The organism is Kaistia sp. SLG-1, from assembly GCF_059699055.1.
The window spans coordinates 3,144,454-3,164,930 of sequence record NZ_AP048544.1; the positions used below are offsets into that span (position 1 = coordinate 3,144,454).

Annotated in this window: 18 protein-coding genes; 9 read left to right on the forward strand and 9 right to left on the reverse strand. The window is 66.6% G+C overall.

Annotated features, from left to right (window positions below; genetic code table 11):
* The first annotated feature begins 20 nt into the window (after positions 1 to 20).
* The 6 genes from AC6HZP_RS14275 to AC6HZP_RS14300 all read left to right on the forward strand — a co-directional run bounded on the left by AC6HZP_RS14275 (position 21) and on the right by AC6HZP_RS14300 (position 6,399).
* Positions 21 to 920: a LysR family transcriptional regulator gene (locus AC6HZP_RS14275; protein WP_201404267.1), complete on the forward strand. Its 900-nt coding sequence runs from the start codon at positions 21 to 23 to the stop codon at positions 918 to 920.
* A 144-nt stretch (positions 921 to 1,064) separates the two neighbouring features.
* Positions 1,065 to 2,141, forward strand: a complete 1,077-nt coding sequence (locus AC6HZP_RS14280; protein ID WP_497523393.1) for a LacI family DNA-binding transcriptional regulator — start codon at positions 1,065 to 1,067, stop codon at positions 2,139 to 2,141.
* A gap of 86 nt (positions 2,142 to 2,227) precedes the next feature.
* The gene (locus AC6HZP_RS14285; RefSeq protein ID WP_497523394.1) at positions 2,228 to 3,514 is read left to right on the forward strand and encodes an ABC transporter substrate-binding protein; all 1,287 of its coding nucleotides are present in this window, start codon (positions 2,228 to 2,230) and stop codon (positions 3,512 to 3,514) included.
* Between the two features lie 4 nt (positions 3,515 to 3,518).
* Positions 3,519 to 4,436, forward strand: a complete 918-nt coding sequence (locus tag AC6HZP_RS14290) for a carbohydrate ABC transporter permease (RefSeq protein WP_244669948.1) — start codon at positions 3,519 to 3,521, stop codon at positions 4,434 to 4,436.
* A gap of 1 nt (position 4,437) precedes the next feature.
* Positions 4,438 to 5,271 carry a carbohydrate ABC transporter permease gene (locus tag AC6HZP_RS14295; RefSeq protein WP_497523395.1) on the forward strand — a complete coding sequence of 278 codons (834 nt, stop codon included), beginning with the start codon at positions 4,438 to 4,440 and terminating at the stop codon, positions 5,269 to 5,271.
* Between the two features lie 51 nt (positions 5,272 to 5,322).
* Positions 5,323 to 6,399, forward strand: a complete 1,077-nt coding sequence (locus AC6HZP_RS14300; protein ID WP_497523396.1) for a Gfo/Idh/MocA family protein — start codon at positions 5,323 to 5,325, stop codon at positions 6,397 to 6,399.
* 62 nt (positions 6,400 to 6,461) lie between these two features.
* Here AC6HZP_RS14300 and AC6HZP_RS14305 read toward each other — a convergent pair whose 3' ends face one another.
* Positions 6,462 to 6,866 carry a low affinity iron permease family protein gene (locus AC6HZP_RS14305; protein ID WP_497523397.1) on the reverse strand — a complete coding sequence of 135 codons (405 nt, stop codon included), beginning with the start codon at positions 6,864 to 6,866 and terminating at the stop codon, positions 6,462 to 6,464.
* A 390-nt stretch (positions 6,867 to 7,256) separates the two neighbouring features.
* Between AC6HZP_RS14305 and AC6HZP_RS14310 the strand changes: the two genes are divergently transcribed.
* Positions 7,257 to 8,288, forward strand: a complete 1,032-nt coding sequence (locus tag AC6HZP_RS14310) for a DNA topoisomerase IB (protein ID WP_497523398.1) — start codon at positions 7,257 to 7,259, stop codon at positions 8,286 to 8,288.
* On the opposite strand, the gene AC6HZP_RS14315 is transcribed toward AC6HZP_RS14310, so the two are convergent.
* The gene (locus tag AC6HZP_RS14315) at positions 8,265 to 10,298 is read right to left on the reverse strand and encodes an acyltransferase family protein (RefSeq protein ID WP_497523399.1); all 2,034 of its coding nucleotides are present in this window, start codon (positions 10,296 to 10,298) and stop codon (positions 8,265 to 8,267) included. The genes AC6HZP_RS14310 and AC6HZP_RS14315 overlap by 24 nt on opposite strands.
* A 271-nt stretch (positions 10,299 to 10,569) precedes the next feature.
* Between AC6HZP_RS14315 and AC6HZP_RS14320 the strand changes: the two genes are divergently transcribed.
* Positions 10,570 to 11,805 carry a DUF763 domain-containing protein gene (locus tag AC6HZP_RS14320; protein ID WP_497523400.1) on the forward strand — a complete coding sequence of 412 codons (1,236 nt, stop codon included), beginning with the start codon at positions 10,570 to 10,572 and terminating at the stop codon, positions 11,803 to 11,805.
* Positions 11,806 to 11,821: 16 nt separating this feature from the next.
* On the opposite strand, the gene AC6HZP_RS14325 is transcribed toward AC6HZP_RS14320, so the two are convergent.
* The 5 genes from AC6HZP_RS14325 to AC6HZP_RS14345 form a co-directional block, all read right to left on the reverse strand.
* Positions 11,822 to 12,772, reverse strand: coding sequence for a sugar phosphate isomerase/epimerase family protein (locus AC6HZP_RS14325; RefSeq protein WP_497523401.1), 951 nt, complete (start codon positions 12,770 to 12,772; stop codon positions 11,822 to 11,824).
* A 14-nt stretch (positions 12,773 to 12,786) separates the two neighbouring features.
* The gene (locus AC6HZP_RS14330) at positions 12,787 to 13,893 is read right to left on the reverse strand and encodes an ABC transporter ATP-binding protein (RefSeq protein WP_497523402.1); all 1,107 of its coding nucleotides are present in this window, start codon (positions 13,891 to 13,893) and stop codon (positions 12,787 to 12,789) included.
* A gap of 18 nt (positions 13,894 to 13,911) precedes the next feature.
* Positions 13,912 to 14,826 (reverse strand): ABC transporter permease subunit, encoded by a 915-nt coding sequence (locus tag AC6HZP_RS14335; RefSeq protein ID WP_497523403.1) that lies wholly within the window; start codon positions 14,824 to 14,826, stop codon positions 13,912 to 13,914.
* Between the two features lie 12 nt (positions 14,827 to 14,838).
* Complete coding sequence (locus tag AC6HZP_RS14340; protein ID WP_201399818.1) at positions 14,839 to 15,723, reverse strand: carbohydrate ABC transporter permease; 885 nt, start codon at positions 15,721 to 15,723, stop codon at positions 14,839 to 14,841.
* Positions 15,724 to 15,915: 192 nt separating this feature from the next.
* Positions 15,916 to 17,265: an extracellular solute-binding protein gene (locus AC6HZP_RS14345; RefSeq protein WP_201399819.1), complete on the reverse strand. Its 1,350-nt coding sequence runs from the start codon at positions 17,263 to 17,265 to the stop codon at positions 15,916 to 15,918.
* Positions 17,266 to 17,597: 332 nt separating this feature from the next.
* Here AC6HZP_RS14345 and arsK point away from each other — a divergent pair, with 332 nt between their 5' ends.
* Positions 17,598 to 18,803, forward strand: coding sequence for an arsenite efflux MFS transporter ArsK (gene arsK, locus AC6HZP_RS14350; protein WP_497523404.1), 1,206 nt, complete (start codon positions 17,598 to 17,600; stop codon positions 18,801 to 18,803).
* Here the strand turns inward: arsK and AC6HZP_RS14355 are convergent.
* Positions 18,778 to 19,539: an ABC transporter permease gene (locus AC6HZP_RS14355; protein ID WP_497523405.1), complete on the reverse strand. Its 762-nt coding sequence runs from the start codon at positions 19,537 to 19,539 to the stop codon at positions 18,778 to 18,780. The genes arsK and AC6HZP_RS14355 overlap by 26 nt on opposite strands.
* Entirely contained in the window at positions 19,536 to 20,456 is a 921-nt protein-coding gene (locus AC6HZP_RS14360) for an ABC transporter permease (RefSeq protein WP_497523406.1), read from the reverse strand. The genes AC6HZP_RS14355 and AC6HZP_RS14360 overlap by 4 nt, the downstream gene beginning before the upstream one ends.
* Between the last annotated feature and the right edge of the window lie 21 nt (positions 20,457 to 20,477).

Genomic DNA, 20,477 nt, shown 5'->3' on the forward strand with positions numbered 1-20,477 from the left:
TCGTTCAGGAGAATGGATACTTGCCCGCCATCGGTACCCCCAGCCTGGACCAGATCCGGGTCTTCCTGACGGTGGTCGAAATCGGCAGCTTCGCCGGGGCGGCCCGCAAGCTGAACCGCGCGACCTCGGCCGTCAGCTACACCATCGCCAATCTGGAACAGCAGCTCGGGGTGAAGCTGTTCGACCGCGAGCACACGCGAAAACCGGTCCTGACGGATGCCGGCCAGGCGGTATTGGCCAAGGCGCATGCGGTCTCCTCCGGCGTCGACGACCTGCGCGCCAGCGTAAGGGGCCTGCTGGACGGGCTGGAGGCGGAGTTGACCGTCGTCGTCGACGTGATGTTCCCGCCGGCGCGCGTCGCCGACGCCCTGAAGGCCTTCGAGACCACCTTCCCGACCGTGAAACTGCGGCTCTACATGGAGGCGCTGGGCGCGGTTCCGCAGCTCGTGCAGCGCGGCATCGCGACGGTCGGCTTCGGCGGCGGCATGCGCATCGTCGGCGGCGGGCTCGAGATGATCAGCCTCGGCGACGTCGAGATGATCCCCGTCGCCGCCCCCGGCCACCCGCTGGCCCAGTTGCAGGGCGCCGCCAAGCCCGGCGAGGCGCGCCGCCACCGCCAGCTCATCTTGACGGTGCGCTCCCAGTTCGAGGAAGGCGACGATGTCGGCATCTTCGCCGCCGAGGCCTGGCGGCTGGCGGATCTCGGCGCCAAGCGCGCCCTGCTTCTGGCCGGGACCGGCTGGGGCAACATGCCGATACCGACGATTAGCGAGGATCTCGCAGCCGGCAGGCTCGTCCGGCTCGATCTTCCGGAAATCGGCAGCGGCCGCTATCTGCTGCATGCCCTCTACCGGACGCACAGCCCGCCGGGCCCGGCGGCGCGCTGGCTGATCCAGCGCTTCGTCGATCAGACGGACTGAGCGCGATCCGCGGCGCCCCGAGCGCCCGGTCAACGACCTTCCCTGCATGACTCCCACTTTTTCAAAGGACGCATCAGAATCCGCTTGAAACGACTCTGAGATCGATCTCATACTCATGTGAGATCGATCTCAGACGAGAGCCGCATGAAGCCCAGATCCATCACCCTGCTCGATGTCGCTCGTGAAGCTGGTGTCTCCCGCGCCACCGTGGCGCGTGTTCTGAGCGCCACCGGCTATGTCGGCGACGAGACGCGGTTGCGGGTCGAGCAGGCCGTGCGGGTGACCGGCTACCGGCCCAATGTCATGGCCCGCAGCCTGCGCACCCAGCGCACCTTCACGATCGGCCATATCCTTTTGGAAATGACCAGCAATCCGTTCTTCGCCCACGTCGCCAGGGCAGTCGAGGGCGAGGCGCTGCGCCACGGCTACAAGTCGCTCCTGTTCAATCACTACAAGAACAAGGAAGCCGAGCGGTTCGGCGTCGAGCGCTTCATCGAGCGCCAGGTCGACGCTGTGATCTTCACCTATCCGATCGATGGCGAGAGCCTGGCGATCCTCAAGGCGGCGGAGATGCCCGTCGTCCAGATCGAGCGCCGCCAGAGCGGCGATACGGACGCCGTCCTCGTCGACAATCGCCAAGGCATCGCCATGGCGATGCAGCACCTGCTGCAGCTCGGCCACCGCCGGATCGGCTTCATCGGCGGCGACCCGGCCCTCTATCCGCACTGGGCGGGCGAGCCCCACTCGATCGAGGACGAGCGCCTCGGCGCCTATCTCGACGCGCTGCGCGAGGCCGGCGTCTCGCCCGATCCCGACCTCGTCCGCCTCGGCGAATATTCGCGCCTCGACGACGGCTCCAACATCGAGGGCTATCGCCACATGCAGGCGCTGCTGGCGCTGAAGGAGCCGCCCACCGCCGTGCTCGCCGCCTGCGATATCCTCGCCGCCGGCGTCCTGCGCGCCACCTATGAGGCGAGGCTGCGGATCCCGGACGATCTTTCGGTCGTCGGCTTCGACGATACGCTCGCCGCGCATCTCGCGCCGCGTCTCACCTCCGTCGCGCAGCCGATGGCGAAACTCGGCCTGACGGCCTTTCAGCTCGCGCTGGCGGCGATCGAGAACCCCGATCACACGCCGCGCACCGTCACCCTCTCCCCCCAGCTCATCCTTCGTGAATCGACCGGACCGGTTCCCCGTATCGCGCCAACGATACGCGGCTAGCCCCCGGCTCGATCCAGACCAGACAGAGGAGAACGCCCCTACCGCTTCGCTGACGACCCAATAATCAAGATACTGGAGGAAACGTCGTGAATCATCGTGCACGTCCGCGCATCCGCGCGGCAGGAATGCTTGCGTCCATCGCCGCCGCCGCCCTGATCGGCCTGGCCCCGATCGCCGCCTCGGCCCAGGAAGCCGTCAAACTCAACTTCTGGGACATGATCTGGGGCCCGCCCGAGTATATCGACTCGGCCAAGGAACTGGTGGCCCAGTTCAACAAGGAACATCCGGAGATCCAGGTCGAATACCGCTCCGTTCCGTGGAACAACTGGTACCAGACCTTCGTCACCGCGATCAGCTCGGGCACCGCGCCGGACCTGTCGACCGGCGCCGGATACCAGGCAGTCCAGCTCTACGATCAGGGCGCGATCCGGCCGATCGACGACGTCGTCGAGGAGCTGAAGAAGGACGGCGAGCTGGCCGATTTCCTGCCGAACACGGTCGATACGCTGCGCTATGACGACCACTATGTCGCGCTGCCCTGGGGCCTCGACATCCGCGTCTGGTTCTACCGCAAGGACCTGCTCGAACAGGCCGGCGTCAAGGTTCCGACGACCTGGGAGGAGCTCCGCGCCGCCGCCAAGGCAACCACCAAGGACGGCCGCTACGGCATCGTCGCCTCCGGCGACACGGGCGGATCGCACTTCCTCTACAACGCCCTCCTCAACAATGGCGGCGGGCTGTTCACCCCCGATCGCAAGCTCGACCTGAAGAACGAGCGCAATGTCGAGGCCTTCGAGGCGCTGGCCGGCATGGTGGCCGACGGCTCCGTCAGCCCCGCCAGCACCGGCTACAACAGCGACGACCGCCGCTCCGCCTTCAATCGGGGCCAGGCCGCCTTCACGCTCGACGGCCCCGGCCTGATCGCGCAGGCGGGAGACCAGGCTGCCAATATCGGCGTCGTGCCGCCGCTCGCCGGCATGCATGGCGACAAGGGAACGATCTTCTGGGTCAACAACATCATGGTCTACGAGCAGACCAAGCACCCGGAAGAGACGAAGACGTTCCTGAAGTGGTGGTCGAAGAACCAGCTGCCGCTCTGGACCAAGGGCAATTCCGGCCAGCTGCCGGCGCGCAGCTCGATCGCCGCCGACGACTACTTCAAGAAGGACGACGCCCGCGCCTACGTGCTGGAGCACTACGTCCCGGTCGGCAAGACCACGGCCACCAACGCAGCCGGCATCTTCCCCGCCCTGAACGACCTCGAAGGCGAAGGCGCCATGCAGGCCTTCGCCCAGCAGCTCTGGCAGGGCAAGCCGGTCGGCCCGATCGTCGACACCGCTGAATCGCGGCTCAAGTCCATCCTGAAGGAATAGTCCCGTGTCGGTTCGGCCCATGCTCGCCGACGAAACCATGACCTGGCGCGCAAGCGCCAGGGAGTGGTTGCGATCGGGCAATTCGCTCCCCTTCTGGCTGCTCGCGCCCTCGATCTTCCTGATGCTCGCGGTCATCGCCTATCCGATGCTGACCGGGTTCTATTACGGCTTCACGAGCGGCTCGCTGCTGAAGACCGGCAAGTTCGTCGGGTTCGACAACTACGCCCGCCTGCTGCAATCGGCGGACTTCCTGCACGCGCTCTGGTTCAGCCTCGTCTTCGCCGTCTTCAATGTGATCGGCTGCTATGTGCTCGGCCTCGGGCTGGCGCTGCTGATGAACCAGGATGTGCCGTTTCGCGGCTTCTTCCGCGTCGCGCTGCTTCTGCCCTGGATCGTGCCGTCGATCGTATCGATCGTCAGCTGGCGCTGGATGATGGCCGACCAGCATGCCCTCTTCAACCAGATCATCGGCGTGTTCGGCGGCAGCCCGATCTACTTCCTGAGCGATGAGAACTGGGCGATCGCCGCCGTCATCGCCATCAAGATCTGGCGCTCCTTCCCGTTCATGATGCTGTCGCTGCTCGCCGCGCTGCAGGGCATCGACCGCAGCCTCTACGAGGCCGCCGCCCTCGACGGCGCGTCACGCTGGAACCAGTTCCGCTATGTGACGCTGCCGCAGCTCCGCAACATCTCGATCGTGCTCTGCCTCCTGATGACGATCTGGACGGTGAACGACTTCGACACGCCGTGGCTGCTGACGCAGGGCGGACCGGCCAACGCCACCGAGAACCTGGTGCTGCTCGCCTATCGCTACACCTTCGGACGCAACGATGTCGGCCTCGGCTCCGCCGTATCCTTCGTCACCCTCGCGATCCTGATGGTGCTCGTCGTCATCCTGCTTCGCCGACAGAGGGAGCGCTGACATGAACAACCTCGCTTCCTCCCGCAAGCGCTGGGGCCTGTTCTGGCTGCTCGTGCTCATCACCGTGATCGTCAACCTGCCGATCATCCTGATGGTGATGAACTCGTTCCAGACGACCGAGCAACTGGTGAACCGGACGACGATCCTGCCGCATGACCTCACGATCGCCAATTATCGCTACCTGAACGAGCGGACGAATTTCTGGACCTTCCTCTGGAACTCGTTCACCGTCTCGGGCGTCAGCACGATCACCAGCGCGGCGGTCGCGGCGCTTGCCGGCTATGCCCTCTCCCGCTTCCGCGGCAGGATGATCACCGGCTATTCGCGGGCGCTCTTCGTCGTCCAGATGTTCCCGATCATCCTGGCGCTGATCCCGCTGTTCATCCTGTTCCGGACGCTCGGCCTGATCAACAGCCCGCTCTCGGTGATCATCCTCTACACGGTGGTGCACCTGCCCTTCGCGACCTGGATGGCGCGCGCCTTCTTCGACACCATCCCGCGCGAGCTGGAGGACGCCGCCCTCGTCGACGGCTGCTCACGCTTCGGCGCCTTCGTCCGCATCGTCCTGCCGCTTTCGGGCCCGGGTCTCGCGGCGATCGGCATCTTCTCGTTCCTGTTCTCCTACAACGAGTTCTTCGTCGCCAACGTCTTCCTGCGCGACCAGGAGTCGATGACGCTGCCGGTCGGCATCACGATGTTCATGCAGCAATATTCGACCGACTGGGGAAGCCTGATGGCGGCCGCGACGGTCACCGTGATCCCGACCTTCATCCTGTTCCTCGGCATCCAGAAATGGATCACCTACGGCGCGGTCTCCGGCGGCGTCAAAGGCTGAGCCTTCCAATCCCCTCCCCGACCAAGACCAACAAATTCAAGGAAACGCATCGTGTCCCAGCAAATCCGCGTCGGCATCGTCGGCTGTGGCGAGGTCGCGCAGGTCATCCATCTGCCTGCGCTGCGAGATCTGCCCGATCTCTTCCGTGTCACGGCGCTTTGCGACGTCAGCCCGTCCGTTCTCGATACGGTGGGGTCCCAGTGGCCGGCCGCCGCCCGCCACGCCGACTATCGTGACCTGGTGACGTCCGACCAGGTCGACGCCGTCCTCGTCGCCAACCCGAATGTCTACCATGCCGAGGTCGCCATCGCGGCGATGCAGGCCGGCAAGCATGTGCTGATCGAGAAGCCGTTCTGCGTCTCGCTCGCCGAAGCCGACGCGCTCGAGGCGGCTGCAGCGAAGGCCGGCGTCACCGTCCAGGTCGGCTTCATGCGGCGCTACGCCCCCGCCTTCACCGAGGCGGTCAAGCATCTCGAGAGCCGGCGCGGCGACATCCTCCTCGCCCGCGTGCATGACGTCATCGGCCCGAACGCCAGGATCATCGACTCGACCTCGAATGTCGCGCGCGGCAAGGACGTGCCCGAGACCGTCCTGGAAGAAGGCCGCAGCCGCATGAGCGCCGCGGCCAAGGCCGCCGTCGGCGTCGGCGAAGGCCCGAAGTTCAACGCGTACAACCTGCTGCTCGGCCTCTCCAGCCACGACATCTCGGCGATGCGCGAACTGCTCGGCCGGCCGAAAGCCGTGCTGAACGCGACCCAGCACAATGGCGGCCGGGTGATCACGGCGACCTTCGACTACGGCCATTTCGTCTGCCAGTTCGAGACCGCCGTCGACCAGATCCCGCATTTCGACGCGCATCTGGAAGTCGTCACGCCGACCGAGATCCTGCGCATCGACTATGACACGCCCTATATCCGCCATTTGCCGGCCAAGCTGACCATCCTGAAGGGTCACGGCCCGGCCGGCACCTCGTCCGACACCAGCTTCCCGACGCGCTACGATTCCTTCGGCGTCGAATGGCGCGACTTCCACGCCAACGTCACCGAGAAGCGCATACCGAAGACCTCGCTCGCCGACGCGCGCGCGGATCTGGAGATCTTCCGCGACATGGTCCAGCTGATGCAGTGATCGATACGGCTGGCGCGGTCCGCTTCCGCGCCAGACCCACCAGGTGCCCCCCGCGCCGACCTTCACGCGGCGCGGCGGGCCTCCTTCTCGGCCCGGGTCCGCGCCAACGCCGAATGCGCCCGCTTCGCGGCGGCCTCGCATTTCGCGTGCAGGGCTTCCAGTTCACGGTCCGTCAGCCTTTCGATGCCGATGAACTCGTCTTCCGCCTGCGACGAACGGATCAGTTCGTCGAGCTTGGTCTGCAGGGCGACGCTGTCACGGTTCTGGGTGTTCTGGATCAGGAAGACCATCAGGAAGGTGACGATCGTCGTGCCGGTATTGATGACGAGTTGCCAGTTCTCGGAGAAATGAAAGATCGGTCCGGTGGCGGCCCAGATCAGGACGGCGGCGAGACAGATGAGAAACGCCGCCGAGCTGCCCGTCGCTCGCGCCGTCGCATTGGCGAATTTCTCGAAATATCGCTCCATGGGTTCCTCCAGCCCGTCCCAACAAGCCGGATCTAAACGGCAGGTTCGGGCGCTTCGTTCCCCCCGCTCGGAGAAAGCAGGCGACCGGCGGAACTTCTCGCCAGGGTCCTTCGTTGCCGCTTTGAAAGCCCCGTGCCCATCGAACGAGGATACCGGATGTCTTCATTCTCCGAAGCGGCGATCCATTCCGAAGCCCAGAGGATCTGGGAGGCAAGCGGCCGGCCCATCTGGTCGCACCCGCTCGACCACTGGGCCACGGCCGTCGGCAACTTGGCCAAGAGCCCGTCGGGCGGGGCCCGGCTGCAACCTCCCGCGGATATGGCGACGCCCCGGCCCGGGCAAAGCGGCAAGCCGCTGCAACGGAAGGCCGTGCGATAGGGCGCGGACGCGATGTCCGACACCAAGGACGAGCCGGATTCCGAGGCCGCGATCGCGGCGGAACTCGACATGGAGGGCGTCGAGGGCCTCACCATCCGGCGCCGCCGGCGCGGCAAGGGCTTTCTCTATTTCGATGCGGGGGGAAAGCGGATCCGCTCGAAGAGCGACCTCGAACGGATCGCCCACCTGGCCATTCCGCCCGCCTATGATTCCGTACGCATCGCCGCCAATCCCGCCTCGCATCTGCAGGCGATCGGACGCGACGCGGCCGGGCGCTGGCAGCATCGCTATCACGAGGCCTGGACGATCGTTCGCGAGGCGCGAAAGGTCGGGCGGCTCGACGGGCTGATCGCCGTGCTGCCGAAGCTCCGCGCGACGGTGCGACGCGATCTGGCGCGACGAGAACTGGACCGTCGCAAGGCGCTCGCCTGCGCCGTGGCGATCCTCGACGAAACCCACATCCGCGTCGGCTCCGAGCCCTATCTGAGCACGTCGGGCGCGCGCGGCGCCGCCACCCTCCTGAAGCGGCAATCGGTGCTCGGCCGCAGCCGGGTGCTGCTCTGCTTTCGCGGCAAGGGCGGCACGCGCTTCCGCTGCACGGTGGTGCATTCGTCACTGGCGCGGGCGCTCGGGCGCATCACCGCCCTGCCCGGCCGCCGGCTGCTGCAATATCTCGATGCCGACGGCACCGTCCGCCCCATCCGCGCGCCTGACATCAACGCCTATCTGCGCGAGGTCTCGGGCGCGCCGATCACCGCGAAGGACCTGCGCATGCTGGCGGCCAACGCCATCGCGGCCGAACACTTCGCCCGCCTCGAGCCCGAGGCCAGCGAAACGGCGCGCCGCCGCCAGGTCGCCGCCGTGATGCGGCAGGTCTCGGAGCACCTCGGCAACACGCCCGCCGTCACCCGCAAGAGCTATGTCCACGCCAAGGTGGTCGAGGCCTTCGCCGCGGGAAAGCTGCCGAAGCTGCTCCGATCCAGCCGCTCCGCCAACCAACGCAAGCGCGGCGAGACCCTGCTACGACGATTGCTGTTGCTCTGAGGCCTCAGGCGGCACCTCGAAGATCTGCCGCAGCATCGGAATCAGCCGGTTGCCGCCGCGCTCGCTAAGGTGGTCGTCGTCATAGTAGATCGGCAGGCCGTCGAACGCCCCGCGACAGCGCCCATCCGTGCAGAGATAGGGCAAGGGATCGAGGATCTTCACGCCGCAGCGCTGCGCCGCCAGATCCTGGGCCGCCCAGACGAAGGCATGCCGCTGGTGATATTCTTCCAGCGAGATCGAAACCTCCTTCGGAAGGCCTAGCAACGCGGCTCGTCCCAGGGTCACAGGAACGTTGACTGGCATTTCGGGAATGGGGCGGACGAGATAGACGGGACGCGTGCGAGCGAACGCGCACGTCGTCGCCACGAGCTTCTCCCGCACATCGTCGTAGAAGGCTTGATCCCGCTTCCGCGCCGTTTTCGTCATGTCGCCTTCATGCGGGTCCGTGTCGATGCCAGTCCGGTTCAGGATCACCAGCGGAGCCTCCGGCAGCGTCTCGATTTTTCGCAGCGCATAGTCCACGAACTCAATGCATCTCACGTCGTCCGGGGTATTCGGCTTCATGCCGCTGATCGTCCGGCAGCCGGCCCGCGTCCAGTCGAGCACATGGAGTTCCGGGCTCGGCAGCACTTTCTCCACCGATCGGATGATGGCGCCCGCATGGCTGTCGCCGAGGACGATCACGCCCAGCTTTGGACCGCCGTAAGTGCACTCGGGGACGGCTTTCTGCCCCAGCACATGGCACTCCTCAAACCGCGGGTTTTTGTTGCGCATCTCCGCGAATATGGCGAGGTTTTCGGGCGACAGGCGCGCCGGGAACCCATCCCTCATCTTCACCACTTCGCTCGGCACGATGACGGCGAGGAGCGCGACTAGGATCGCCGCATATCCGGCGCGCAGGGGCAATCGGGAGAGACCGACGCGCGCGGGTGTTTCGACGAAGCGGTAGGAGAGCCAGCCGAGCACCGCCGTCGCGAGAAAGCCGCAGGCGATGGCGACCGGATCCTTCTGCAGGTCGAAATAGAACAGCCCAAAAACGACCGGCCAATGCCATAGATAGAGCGAATAGGAGCAGCGCCCCAGCCATTGGGCGACGGCGGTTCCCGTCAACCAGGAATCCTGTCGGCCGGCGACCAGAACCAGCGCGGTCCCGACCACGGGGATCGCGGCTCGCCAGCCCGGCCAGGCGACGGACGGATCCAGCAGCAGGACCGAACCAAGGATCAGGGCGATGCCGACGAGTTCGAGCCCGATCTGGGTGCTCTTGCCGTGGAGCTGGGCCCTCGCAATCAGGAAAACCAACGCGCCGGCCAGCAGTTCCCAGGCCCGCCACGGCAGCAGGAAAAATGCCCGCTCGGGATAGATCGCCGAAGTGAAGACCGAAAGCAGGAGCGAGCCGAGCGCCAACCCCGCCAGGGAGAGCGTCAGCTTCCGCCGGCTGGGCATCAGCCGCCACAGCACGAGGACGACGATCGGGAAGAGCAGATAAAACTGCCACTCGACCGCCAGCGACCAGGTGTGCAGCAGGATCTTCTGGTGCGCATCGATGTCGAAATATCCGAATTCGCGGCTGAACCGGATGTTCGACACGAAGGCGAGCGCCGTGACCGCGTGCCGTCCGAGAAGCCGGTATTCCTGCGGCGACAGCGCGCTCCAGCCAAGGATCATGAGGACGCCGCAGAGCACCAGAAGCGCAGGGATGATCCTGCGCGCGCGGGCGAGATAGAAGTTCGCCAGGAAATTTCCCGGCGACTGCTTTCCACTCGCGACCTTTTCCACACCAGCGAGCACGATTCCGGCCATCAGGAATCCGGACAGGACGAAGAACACATCGACGCCGACGAATCCGCCGGAGAAGCCGGAAATGCCAAAATGGAACAGGATGACGGAGACGACGGCCCAAGCGCGGAGGCCGTTGATGTCGGTTCGGAAGGCAGTACTTGGCATTCTCGGCTTCGCAGATTCAGGCGCAAAGCGTGCCGCGCCCTGAAGGCGCGGAGGCTGGCGCAATGTGGTGGTGGTGGCTTGGCGGTTCGGAGCGCCGATGGAGGAAAACCGGTCCGAAGGGCGCTCAGTTCGCTTGTAGGCGGACCTCGACGACTCCGGCGGACGGCCTTCCTATTGATCACACGTGACTATATTGCAAGCTGACGGGAAGGCACCACTACAACCATTTGGGGTGCCGGCGTCCTGCTACCCGCGTTCGACCGCGAACGGGATCAGGAGCCGTTGCAGTGCTAGACATGGGCCGACCAAGTCCAGAGCAGGAGTGAAATCACGGATGGCCAGGCGAGCCGGGAGCGCGGATCTGCCTTTGCATGGCGGGCATGTGCCGCGGTGGCTTGCCGACCGGATGACCCGGCTCGGCGCCGTGATCAGCGAGGCGATCGTGCAGGAATATGGCCGCGACGAGCTGCTGCGCCGCCTCGCCCATCCGTTCTGGTTCCAGTCCTTCGGCGCGGTCATGGGGATGGACTGGCATTCGTCCGGCATCACCACCAGCGTACTCGGCGCGCTGAAGCGCGGGCTGGCGCCGCTCTCCGGCGAACTCGGCATCCATGTCTGCGGCGGCAAGGGCCGGCATTCGCGGCAGACGCCGCAGGAGCTGATCGGCATCGGCGATCGCGTCGGCTTCGACGGCGCGGCGCTGGCCAAGGCGAGCCGGCTGGTCGCCAAGGTCGACAGCGCCGCCATCCAGGACGGCTTCGACCTCTATCTGCACGGCTTCATCGTCGCCGATGACGGCCATTGGGTCGTCGTGCAGCAGGGCATGAGCGACGCGACGCGGCAGGCGCGGCGCTATCACTGGCTGTCGGAAGGGCTCACCAGCTTCGTCGAGGCGCCGCACGCGGCAATCGACGGCCCCCGGCAAGGCGAGATCGTCAACCTGACCGACAAGCGCGCCGGCGCCTCGCGCGACGGCCAGCTCGATATGCTGGCCGATCTCGGCCCCGACAAGATCGCGCTGGAATTCGCCGCGCTGCGGGCGGAGGCGGCCGAGCCGGCGGAGGCGCTGCCGGTCGAGCAGCCGCTGCTGCCGCATCTGATCCTGCCGGCGCATCACGACGTCCGTTCGAGCGACGTGGTGACGCGCCGCCTGCATGGCGCGCTGGCCGCCGCCGCAGAACAGGGACCGGTCGACTATGCCGACCTGCTGCTGGTGCCCGGCGTCGGCGCCCGCACGGTGCAGGCGCTGGCGATGGTAGCCGAGGTCGTGCATGGCGCGCCCTATCGCTTCAGCGATCCCGCCCGCTTCTCCTTCGCGCATGGCGGCAAGGACCGCCACCCCTTCCCCGTGCCACTGCGGGTCTACGACCACACCATCCGCGTCATGACCTCGGCCGTGCAGAAGGCGAAGCTCGGCGAGACCGAGGAGATGGAGGCGCTCCGCCGGCTCGACGAGCAGGCCCGCCGGCTGGAGCGCGTCGCCACCGGCCCGAGCGTGGAAGAGATGATCGCCGACGAGCGCGAACGGTCGGCGAGCTATGCCGGCCGCAGCGTGTTCGGCTGGGAATAGGCGCGCAAGCCCGCGATCAGGCGGCGCGGGCCGCGTGGCGGGCGTTGAGGCGGGCGGCGAGCGCGCGCGCCTTTTCGATCGACTCGGCCCGCTCGGCGTCGAAGCGTTCGCCGATCTCCATGATCAGCGCCGTGCCGGGCAGCACGTCGAGGGTGTCGAACACGGTCTCCCACGGCAGGTCGCCCCAGCCGAGCGGCAGGTGCAGGTCGCCGATCCCGAGCGCGATCGCCTCGCTCTGGTGGTAGAACTTCGACATGGTGTAGGGCCGGCCGAAATTGTCATGCACATGCAGATGGCCGGCGACCGGGCTCATCGCCGCGACCTCGGCGAGGAAATTGCCGCCGGTGCGGGTCGCCTCGATATAGGCGTGGCCGAAATCGATCGTCGTGACGAGATAGGGATGGTTGATCGCCTGGACCGTCGCGGCGACCTCGGACGGCTGCTGGCGATACATGTCGTCGTCGACGGCGAAGATGTTCTCGAGCGCGATGCGGACGTCGTGCTTGCCGGCGAAATCGGCCAGCTCCTTCAGCGCGTCCGCCTGCATGCGGTCATAGCCGGCGATGACGCGCGCGGGCGCCATCGGCGCATGGCCGCTGTGATGCACGAGGGTGTCGGAGCCGACGCGATGGCTCAACTCGACCATGGCGCGCGCGGCCGCCTTCTGGAATTCGAGGTTCTCGGCGTCCATGAAGTTGGAGACGATCAGGCCGTGCACCGTATAGCGCAGCGGGAACTTGGCGCAGATATCGGCGAGCCGCCTGGCGCGGCTTTCGATGACGCGGCCGCCGGCGATCAAATCGTCGCCGCAGAGCGACAGTTCGGCCACGTCGGCGCCGAGCTCGACGATGCGGGCGAGCGAGGCCTCGATATGGTTCATGTCCCCCGCATCGGCCGTGGTGGTGAAGCCGACATGGGTGATCCGGTCTTGCGAGATCAGGTCTTGCGAGCTCAGGTCCTGGGTCATGACGGGTCTCCGGGTCAGAGGGCGGTGGCGGCAGGCTGCGTCGCGACGAAGTCGATGCGCAGGCCGGTGTCGTTTGCGTAGAGGTGCACGTCGGCCGGCTCGATCCGGACGCCGACGGCGTCGCCGGTCTTGAACACGGCGGCGTCGTTCAGCGCGACAGCGAAGGAGAGCCCGTCGAAATCCGTATGCACGACGCGGCCGGCGCCGAGCTCCTCGATGAAATCGACCGTGGCGGGGATCGAACCGGGCGTGCCGGGCTCGACCAGCCTGGCTGCTTCGGCGCGGACGCCGAGCGCGACCTTGTGGCCGACGAGACGGGCCTCCACGGCGCCGGGAAGCGGGATCTGGCGCTGCTCGTCATAGACGAAGACGCCATGCCGATCGATCGTGCCTTCCATCAGGTTCATCGACGGCGAGCCGACGAAATTGGCGACGAAGCGGGTGGCCGGACGGTTATAGACCTCGGCCGGCGTACCGACCTGCTCGATGCGGCCGCCATTCATGACGACGAGCCGGTCGCCCAGCGTCATCGCCTCGGTCTGGTCATGCGTGACGAAAACGGACGTCGCGCCGAGCCGGCGATGCAGGCGGCGGATCTCGGCGCGCATGGCGACGCGCAGCTTGGCGTCGAGGTTGGAGAGCGGCTCGTCGAACAGGAACACCTTGGGCTCGCGCACGATGGCGCGGCCCATGGCGACGCGCTGGCGCTGGCCGCCGGAAAGCGCCGCCGGACGACGGTCGAGGAAGGCCTCGAGGCCGACGACCTTGGCAGTGGCGGCGACGCGCTTCATCCGCTCGGCCTTCGGCACGCCGGCGACCTTCAACGCATAGCCGATGTTCTCGGCCACCGTCATGTGCGGATAGAGCGCGTAGTTCTGGAACACCATGGCGCAGCCGCGCTCGCGCGGCTCCAGATCGTTCACGACCCTGCCGTCGATCCGGATCTCGCCGCCGGAGATCTCCTCCAGCCCGGCGATCATCCGGAGCAGCGTGGACTTGCCGCAGCCGGACGGGCCGAGGATGACGATGAATTCGCCGGCGGCGATTTCGAGATCGACGCCGTGCACGACGGCGTTCTTCGAATAGGCTTTCCGGACGCCCCGGATGGCAATGGACGACATCGGTTTTGGCCTTTCAGGTCACTTCTCGGTCGAGATCAGGCCGCGCACGAACCAGCGCTGCATCAGGATCACGACGATGAGGGGCGGCGCCATGATGATGAGCGTCCCCGCCATGGCGACGTTCCAGTCCGGCAGACCGAATTCAGAGGGAATGAGGTTCTTCAGCTGCGTCACGGCGATGCCGAAATTCGGATCGGTGGTGATCAGGAGCGGCCAGAGATACTGGTTCCACGACCAGACGAACATGATGGTGAAAAGCGCGATCATGTTCGGCTTCGACAGCGGAAACAGGATGTCGACGAAGAAGCGGACCGGGCCGGAGCCGTCCATCTTCGCCGCTTCCGCCAGTTCGTCCGGCACCGTCAGGTAGAACTGGCGGTACAGGAACGTGCCGGTCGCGGTGGCGACGAGCGGTAGGATCAGGCCGAGATAGGAATTGAGCAGGCCCCATTCGAGCTTGATCTGCACCCCGGAGACGGTCTGGACCAGCCAGGTCACGCCGGTGACGTTCAGGATTGCCTGGAACGGCGCCAGCGCGTTCGCCGCGACCGCATAGGTCGGCACGATGCGGACTTCGAGCGGCAGCATCAGCGTGATGAAGATCATCCAGAAGATCAGCGACCGGCCGGGGAAGCGGAAATAGACGATGGCGAAGGCGGCCATCGACGACAGGAGCACCTTGCCGGCCGCGACAGCGCCCGCGAACAGCAGCGAGTTGAAGAGCTTGCGGCCGAGATCGGCGCGAACCCAGGCCTCGTGCAGATTGACGAACAGATCCGAGCCCGGCATCAGCGGCATCGGCACCGTGTTGACGGTCCGGATGTCATGCGTCGCCGCGACGACGACGATGACGAAGGGAAGCAGGACCGCGAGCAGGCCGATCAGGAGAACGATCTGGCAAATGGCATTGAAGATGGGTGTGCGTTCGACCATCGGATCCGCCCCCTATTTGTAGTGCACGCGCCGCTCGATGAAGCGGAACTGCACGATGGTGAGGAGGACGACGAGGCCCATCAGGATGATCGACTGCGCGGCGGCGCCGGAATAGTCGAGCCCTTTGAAGCCGTCGAAATAGATCTTGTAGACCATGAGTTCGGTCGCCCTTGCCGGGCCGCCCTGGGTCATGATGTCGACGATGCCGAATGAGTCCTGGAAGCTCTCGGTGATGTTGATCACGAGCAGGAAGAACAGGGTCGGCGTCAAAAGCGGCAGCTGAATATCCCACACGCGGCGCATCGGGCCGGAGCCGTCCATCGCCGCCGCCTCGATCAGCGAGCGGGGAATGCTCTGCAGCGCCGAGAGGAAGAAGATGAAGTTGTAGCCGATATACTTCCACGAGAAGGCGATGATGACGGCGATCATCGCGTCGGTGCCGTGGAGCGCCGGATTCCACAGGCCGGGCCAGACCTGGTTGATCAGCGACATGAAGCCCGCCTCGGGGGCGAGGATGAAGCGGAACGCAAGGCCGAGCGCCGGCGCGGCGATGGCGTAGGGCCAGATGAAGATGCTGCGATAGGCCTTGTGGCCGCGCATCTCGCGATCGGTGAAAAGCGCCAGGATCAGCGCGACGCCCATGGCGATGCCGGTCGAGCCGAGGCCGAATACCATGCTGCGGGAAATCGCGCCCCAATAGTAGGGATCGGCGAGCAGCTGGCGGAAATTCTGCAGACCCACCCAGGTGTTGCCGCCGCCCCAGGGCTGCTCGAGCGTGAAGGCCCAGTAGAGGGCCTGGCCGCTCGGCCAGTAGAAGAAGACGAAGATCAGCACGAGCATCGGCAGCACGAACAGAAGGCCGATCGTCGTGGATGAGAAGGTGGCGCGCTTTTCCATCGGATGGTCTCGTTGTTCAGGCTGTCGACGCCCTGCGACGGGGCGGCGACAACCTGGATCCGGCTCGGCGCATGGGGCATCCGGCCGGATCGAGAAATAGGCGGAACGTGAACGGGCCACGTTCCGCCCGGCCTCCCTTGTCCCTCCCCGTAGGGCGAGGAGGGCGGGGTGGGGAGTTCGAACCCGCGGAGACTACGGCAGCGTCTTGCCGGCGTAGGTCTGCTCGAACTTGCGCAGGATCTGGTTGCCGCGATCGGCGGCGGCGTCGAGCGAGGCCTGGACGTCCTCGTTCTTGATGAAGATCGCCTGCAGACCGTTGGAGACTTCCTGGCGGATCTGCAGCAGGCCGCCGAGACGGATGCCGTGCGGAGCCGGATCTTCGGCCGGCGAGGCGGTCAGGCTGGCGATCGCCAGTTCACGACCCTTGTACGGAGCCTTGGCGTAGAAGCCCTGCTCGTTCAGGTACTGGAAGCCCGAGTTGCGGACCGGGATGTAGCCGGTCACGGTCGACCAGGTCAGCGCTTCTTCCGGCTTGGCGATGAAGTTGAAGAAGGCGGCAGCGGCCTTGTATTCGGGCTCGGACTTGCCGGAGAGGACCCAGAGCGAAGCGCCGCCGACGAAGGAGCTCTTGCGCGCCGTGCCTTCGTAGACCGGGAGCATCGCGACGTCCCAGTTCATGCCTTCCTTGGCGGTGCGGCCGATGTTGCCGTGATCGCCGACCGAGGTCAGGATGACCTGGCAATCGCCGTTCGCAAAGGCTTCGACGAAGGTCTGGCCGGTTTCCTTGGACTTGATGACGGCTTCGCCGTTGTCGTACCAGCCCTTGAGATCCTTGACGAACTGGACCCACTTGCCCTTGTTGAAGGTCAGTTCGGCGTCGAGGCCGTCAAAGCCGTTGCGCTTGGTGGCGATCGGCTCGCCATGGATGGCGTTGAACTGCTCTTCGAGCTGCCAGACTTCGTCGCGCGAGATGTTGAAGCCGAGCGGGCAGGCATAGCCGGCCGCCTTCAGCGCCTTGAAATCGGCCGCCGCTTCTTCCCATGTCGCCGGAGCATGGTCCTTGCCGATCTTGGCGAAGGCGTCCTTGTTCCAGTAGAGCAGCGCGGTCGAGGAGTTGAAGGGGAACGAGAACATCTCGCCCTTCGACGTCGCGTAGTAGCTGGAGATGCCGGAGAAATAGTCCTTCCAGTCGACCGTGTAGCCCATGTCGGTCATGAGCTTGTTGGCCGGGTAGAAGGCGCCTGACAGCATGATGTCGAGGGTGCCGGCGTCCGAGACCTGCGCGATCGTCGGCTGCTGGCCGGCGCGGAAGGCGGCGATGGTGTTCTGCAGCGAGGCGTCGTACGTGCCCTGGCTGGTGCAGACGACTTCGTAGTCGCCCTGGCTGGCGTTGAAGCGCTCGCACTGCTCCTGGACGCGCTTGGCGATATCGCCCGAATTGCCGAACCAGAAATCGATCTTGGTCTTGTCGGCCGCGGCGGGGCCGGCGAGCAGCGCTGCGACGGCAAAGGTGCCGACGGCGCCGAGGAGCTTGGCGGTCATGGAGAGCCTCACAAAGGGGTTGAGCGCCAGGTCCGGCGCGACGGGCCACCGCTTAGCCCGCCGCCCGTAACGCTCGGATGACACGCCGGCTTAGTGAAGAAAGCCGCCCTGCCCGCCCCTCGCAACCGCGCGGAAACGCTGGGGAAACCCTGTCTTGCCCGCCACGACGAGGCCGCAACCTGGCCGGGAAAAGCACGCCGGGGTCGCCCGGATCGATTCAGGCTGTTCTTGACGATCGGGAAGGCGCATAGAACCGCCGAACCCCCACGAGTCGCGAAGCGGGCCGACGTCAAGCGGCCCGCCACAGGCCATCCGCTCCAAGGCGATCACGCATGAATCCCCGCAACGCGGTCCTCGCGCTCGGCCTGACCCAGATCATCGGCTACGGCACGCTCTACTACAGCTTCAGCGTCCTCGCCCCGGCCATGGGGCGCGAGTTCGGCATCTCGACGGAGTGGATGTTCGCCGCCTTTTCCGCGTCACTCCTCGTCGGCGGCCTCAGCGCCCCCTGGGTCGGCGCCTGGATCGACCGCGCCGGCGCCGGGCGCGTCATGACGGTCGGCTCGCTCGTCGCGGCGCTGGCACTCGGCGCCTCGGCGATGGCGCTGAACGGCGGCATGCTCGTCGCCGGGCTCATCGCCATCCAGGTCGCCTCGACGCTGGTGCAGTACACCAGCTCCTTCACGCTGCTGGTGCAGATCAACCCGACGCGGGCGCAGCGCACCATCACCCAGCTGACGCTGATCGCCGGCTTCTCGTCGACGCTGTTCTGGCCCTTCACCACCGAGCTGCACGCCTATCTCGACTGGCACCGCGTCTACTGGCTCTTCGCGGCGCTGAACCTCTTCATCTGCTTTCCCGTCCATGCCTGGCTGATGATCCAGACCCGGCGCGACATGAGCCGCAGCTCCGATACAAATCCCCTCGTCCCGGCGAGGGCGCCGGTCATCGGCGTCGTCGAGGAAGCAGCCCGGCCGCGCGCCTTCGCGCTGATGCTGGCCGGTTTCGCCATCCAGAGCTTCGTCACCTCGACCTTTCTCGTCCACATGCTGCCGATGCTGACCGGCCTCGGCCTCGCCAAGGCGAGCGTGCTGGTGGCGTCGGTGTTCGGGCCGGCGCAGGTCTTGAGCCGCTTCACCAACATGACCTTCGGGGGCAAGCTGTCGCAGAGGACGCTGGCGATCATCGCCTCGCTGTTCCTGCCGCTCGCGACCGGGACCCTGCTCCTGACCGCGCCAAACCTCGCCGGCGCCTTCGCCTTCGCCATCATCTTCGGACTGAGCTCCGGCCTCTCCAGCATCGTGCAGGGAACGCTGCCGCTGGAGCTCTTCGGCAGCGACGGCTACGGCAAGCGGCTCGGCCGGCTGACCTCGGTGCGCCTCGTCGTCTCCTCGGCCGCGCCCTTCACCTTCGCGCTGATGACGGAAGGGCTCGGCTATCCGGTGGCGCTCGCCGTCATCGCCGGTCTCGGCACCCTCGCCGTCTTCGCCTTCGTGGCGATCGGCAGCCCGGTCAATCCGCGTCGAACGACGCGTTGAGCGCCGCCGCAACGCCGGCGATGGCGAGGCCCGGCCAGACCATCAGCATGGGATGGTCGAAGATGAACATCCGGTACTCGAACAGCATCGCCCCCCAATCCGGCCGCGACGGATCGGCGCCGAGGCCGAGAAAGGCCAGCGACGCGTAGGCCGTGACCGCGAGGCCGCCTTGGCTGCCGATATGGGCGAACAGCACCGGCGCCATGTTGGGCACGACATGGCGCAGCACCAGCGGCAGGCCGCCGACGCCGAGCGCCCGCGCCGCCTGCACGAAGGGCTGGCCGAGCAGCCGCTGCGCCAGCGCATGCGCGAACAGCGTATAGGGACCGACGCCGGCAAGCCCGAGCGCCACGCCGGCGGTGAGCGGGCTCAGCCCGAAGATCGCCGCCGCCGTCAGCGCCACGATCAGCGTCGGCACGACGATGAACATTTCGGCGGCGCGCAGGATCGCCGCGCCGCGCCAGTCGCCCAGCATCGCCGCCGCGATGCCGAAGGCGCAGCCGCCCACCATGCCGACGGCGGCGACGCAGACGAGCACGATCGCCGTGCGCCAGCCGCCGACCATCAGCCGGGAAAGGAGATCGCGACCGAGCTGGTCGGTGCCGAGCCAGTGCGACCACGAGCTCGGCGCATGGCGCAAGGCGAGCTGGATGGCGTCCGGGTCATGCGGCTGCCAGAGCGCGCCCGCCAGCATCAGCACGAGGACCAGAATGGCCGGGAAGCGCCGGAGGCTCACGGGACCTGCCTCGGCGCCAGCCAGGCGAGGCTCGCCGCGATGGCGGCATTGAGCAGAAGCAGCCAGAGCGCGACGACCATCACATAGGCCTGCAGCACCGGATAGTCGCGCGCCGCGATGCTCTCGACGAGGAACTGGCCGATGCCCGGCAGACCGAACAGCACCTCGAGTGCCGCCGTGCTGCCGACCGCCCAGCTCGCCTCGGCGCGGAAGGCCGAGAGCAGCGCATAGAGGGCGTGGGAATGGCCATGCCGCCAGAGCGCGGCGCCGCGGCCGAGCCCTTTGGCAAGCGCGGTGCGGAAGAAGGGCTGCGTGCTGACCTCGATCAGATCGCGCCGGTAGACACGGGAGAGAACGGCAAGCGAATGCAGCGCGATCAGCGCGATCGGCAGGATCAGCCCGGTCCAGTCCCGTGTGAACGGACGGATCCAGCGGAGCTGCACGCCGAGCACGAAGAGCAGGATCAGTCCGAGCCAGATCGACGGCACCGCCTGGGCGAGCACCGCCAGTCCCCGGGTCGCGCGGTCGACGAGGCCGCGTGGCCAAAGCGCCGCCAGGAAGCCGAGCGGCACGGCGGCGACGAGCGCGATCGCAAGGCCCGAAAAGGCGATCGAGAGCGTCAGCGGCAGGCGACGGGCAAACTCCTGAAACACGGGCTCGCCAGTGCGGAAGGAGATGCCCCAGTCGCCGCCGACGAAACGCAGCGCCCATGCGCCATAGCGCTCTAGGAAGGGCCGGTCGAGGCCCCATTGCGCGCGCAGCCCGGCGACCAGATCGCCGTCGAGGGGAAGGTTCCAGGCCCGGATCGCGATGGCGACCGGATCGGACGGCATCGCGGAAATGATGGCGAACGCCAGCAGCGAGATCGCCAGCAGGCTGGCGATCGTCCTGAACGCGATCCGGGCCGGAAGGGTCATGAAGGCGCCGCCACCATGATG

Excerpts from the sequence above, each read along its gene's own strand:
- AC6HZP_RS14305 (WP_497523397.1), bottom strand. The coding sequence starts at position 6,866 with ATGGAGCGATATTTCGAGAAATTCGCCAATGCGACGGCGCGAGCGACG.
- AC6HZP_RS14345 (WP_201399819.1), bottom strand. The coding sequence starts at position 17,265 with ATGACCGCCAAGCTCCTCGGCGCCGTCGGCACCTTTGCCGTCGCAGCG.
- AC6HZP_RS14280 (WP_497523393.1), top strand. The coding sequence starts at position 1,065 with ATGAAGCCCAGATCCATCACCCTGCTCGATGTCGCTCGTGAAGCTGGT.
- arsK (WP_497523404.1), top strand. The coding sequence starts at position 17,598 with ATGAATCCCCGCAACGCGGTCCTCGCGCTCGGCCTGACCCAGATCATC.
- AC6HZP_RS14360 (WP_497523406.1), bottom strand. The coding sequence starts at position 20,456 with ATGACCCTTCCGGCCCGGATCGCGTTCAGGACGATCGCCAGCCTGCTG.
- AC6HZP_RS14335 (WP_497523403.1), bottom strand. The coding sequence starts at position 14,826 with ATGGTCGAACGCACACCCATCTTCAATGCCATTTGCCAGATCGTTCTC.
- AC6HZP_RS14340 (WP_201399818.1), bottom strand. The coding sequence starts at position 15,723 with ATGGAAAAGCGCGCCACCTTCTCATCCACGACGATCGGCCTTCTGTTC.
- AC6HZP_RS14310 (WP_497523398.1), top strand. The coding sequence starts at position 7,257 with ATGTCCGACACCAAGGACGAGCCGGATTCCGAGGCCGCGATCGCGGCG.
- AC6HZP_RS14325 (WP_497523401.1), bottom strand. The coding sequence starts at position 12,772 with ATGACCCAGGACCTGAGCTCGCAAGACCTGATCTCGCAAGACCGGATC.
- AC6HZP_RS14295 (WP_497523395.1), top strand. The coding sequence starts at position 4,438 with ATGAACAACCTCGCTTCCTCCCGCAAGCGCTGGGGCCTGTTCTGGCTG.
- AC6HZP_RS14330 (WP_497523402.1), bottom strand. The coding sequence starts at position 13,893 with ATGTCGTCCATTGCCATCCGGGGCGTCCGGAAAGCCTATTCGAAGAAC.
- AC6HZP_RS14320 (WP_497523400.1), top strand. The coding sequence starts at position 10,570 with ATGGCCAGGCGAGCCGGGAGCGCGGATCTGCCTTTGCATGGCGGGCAT.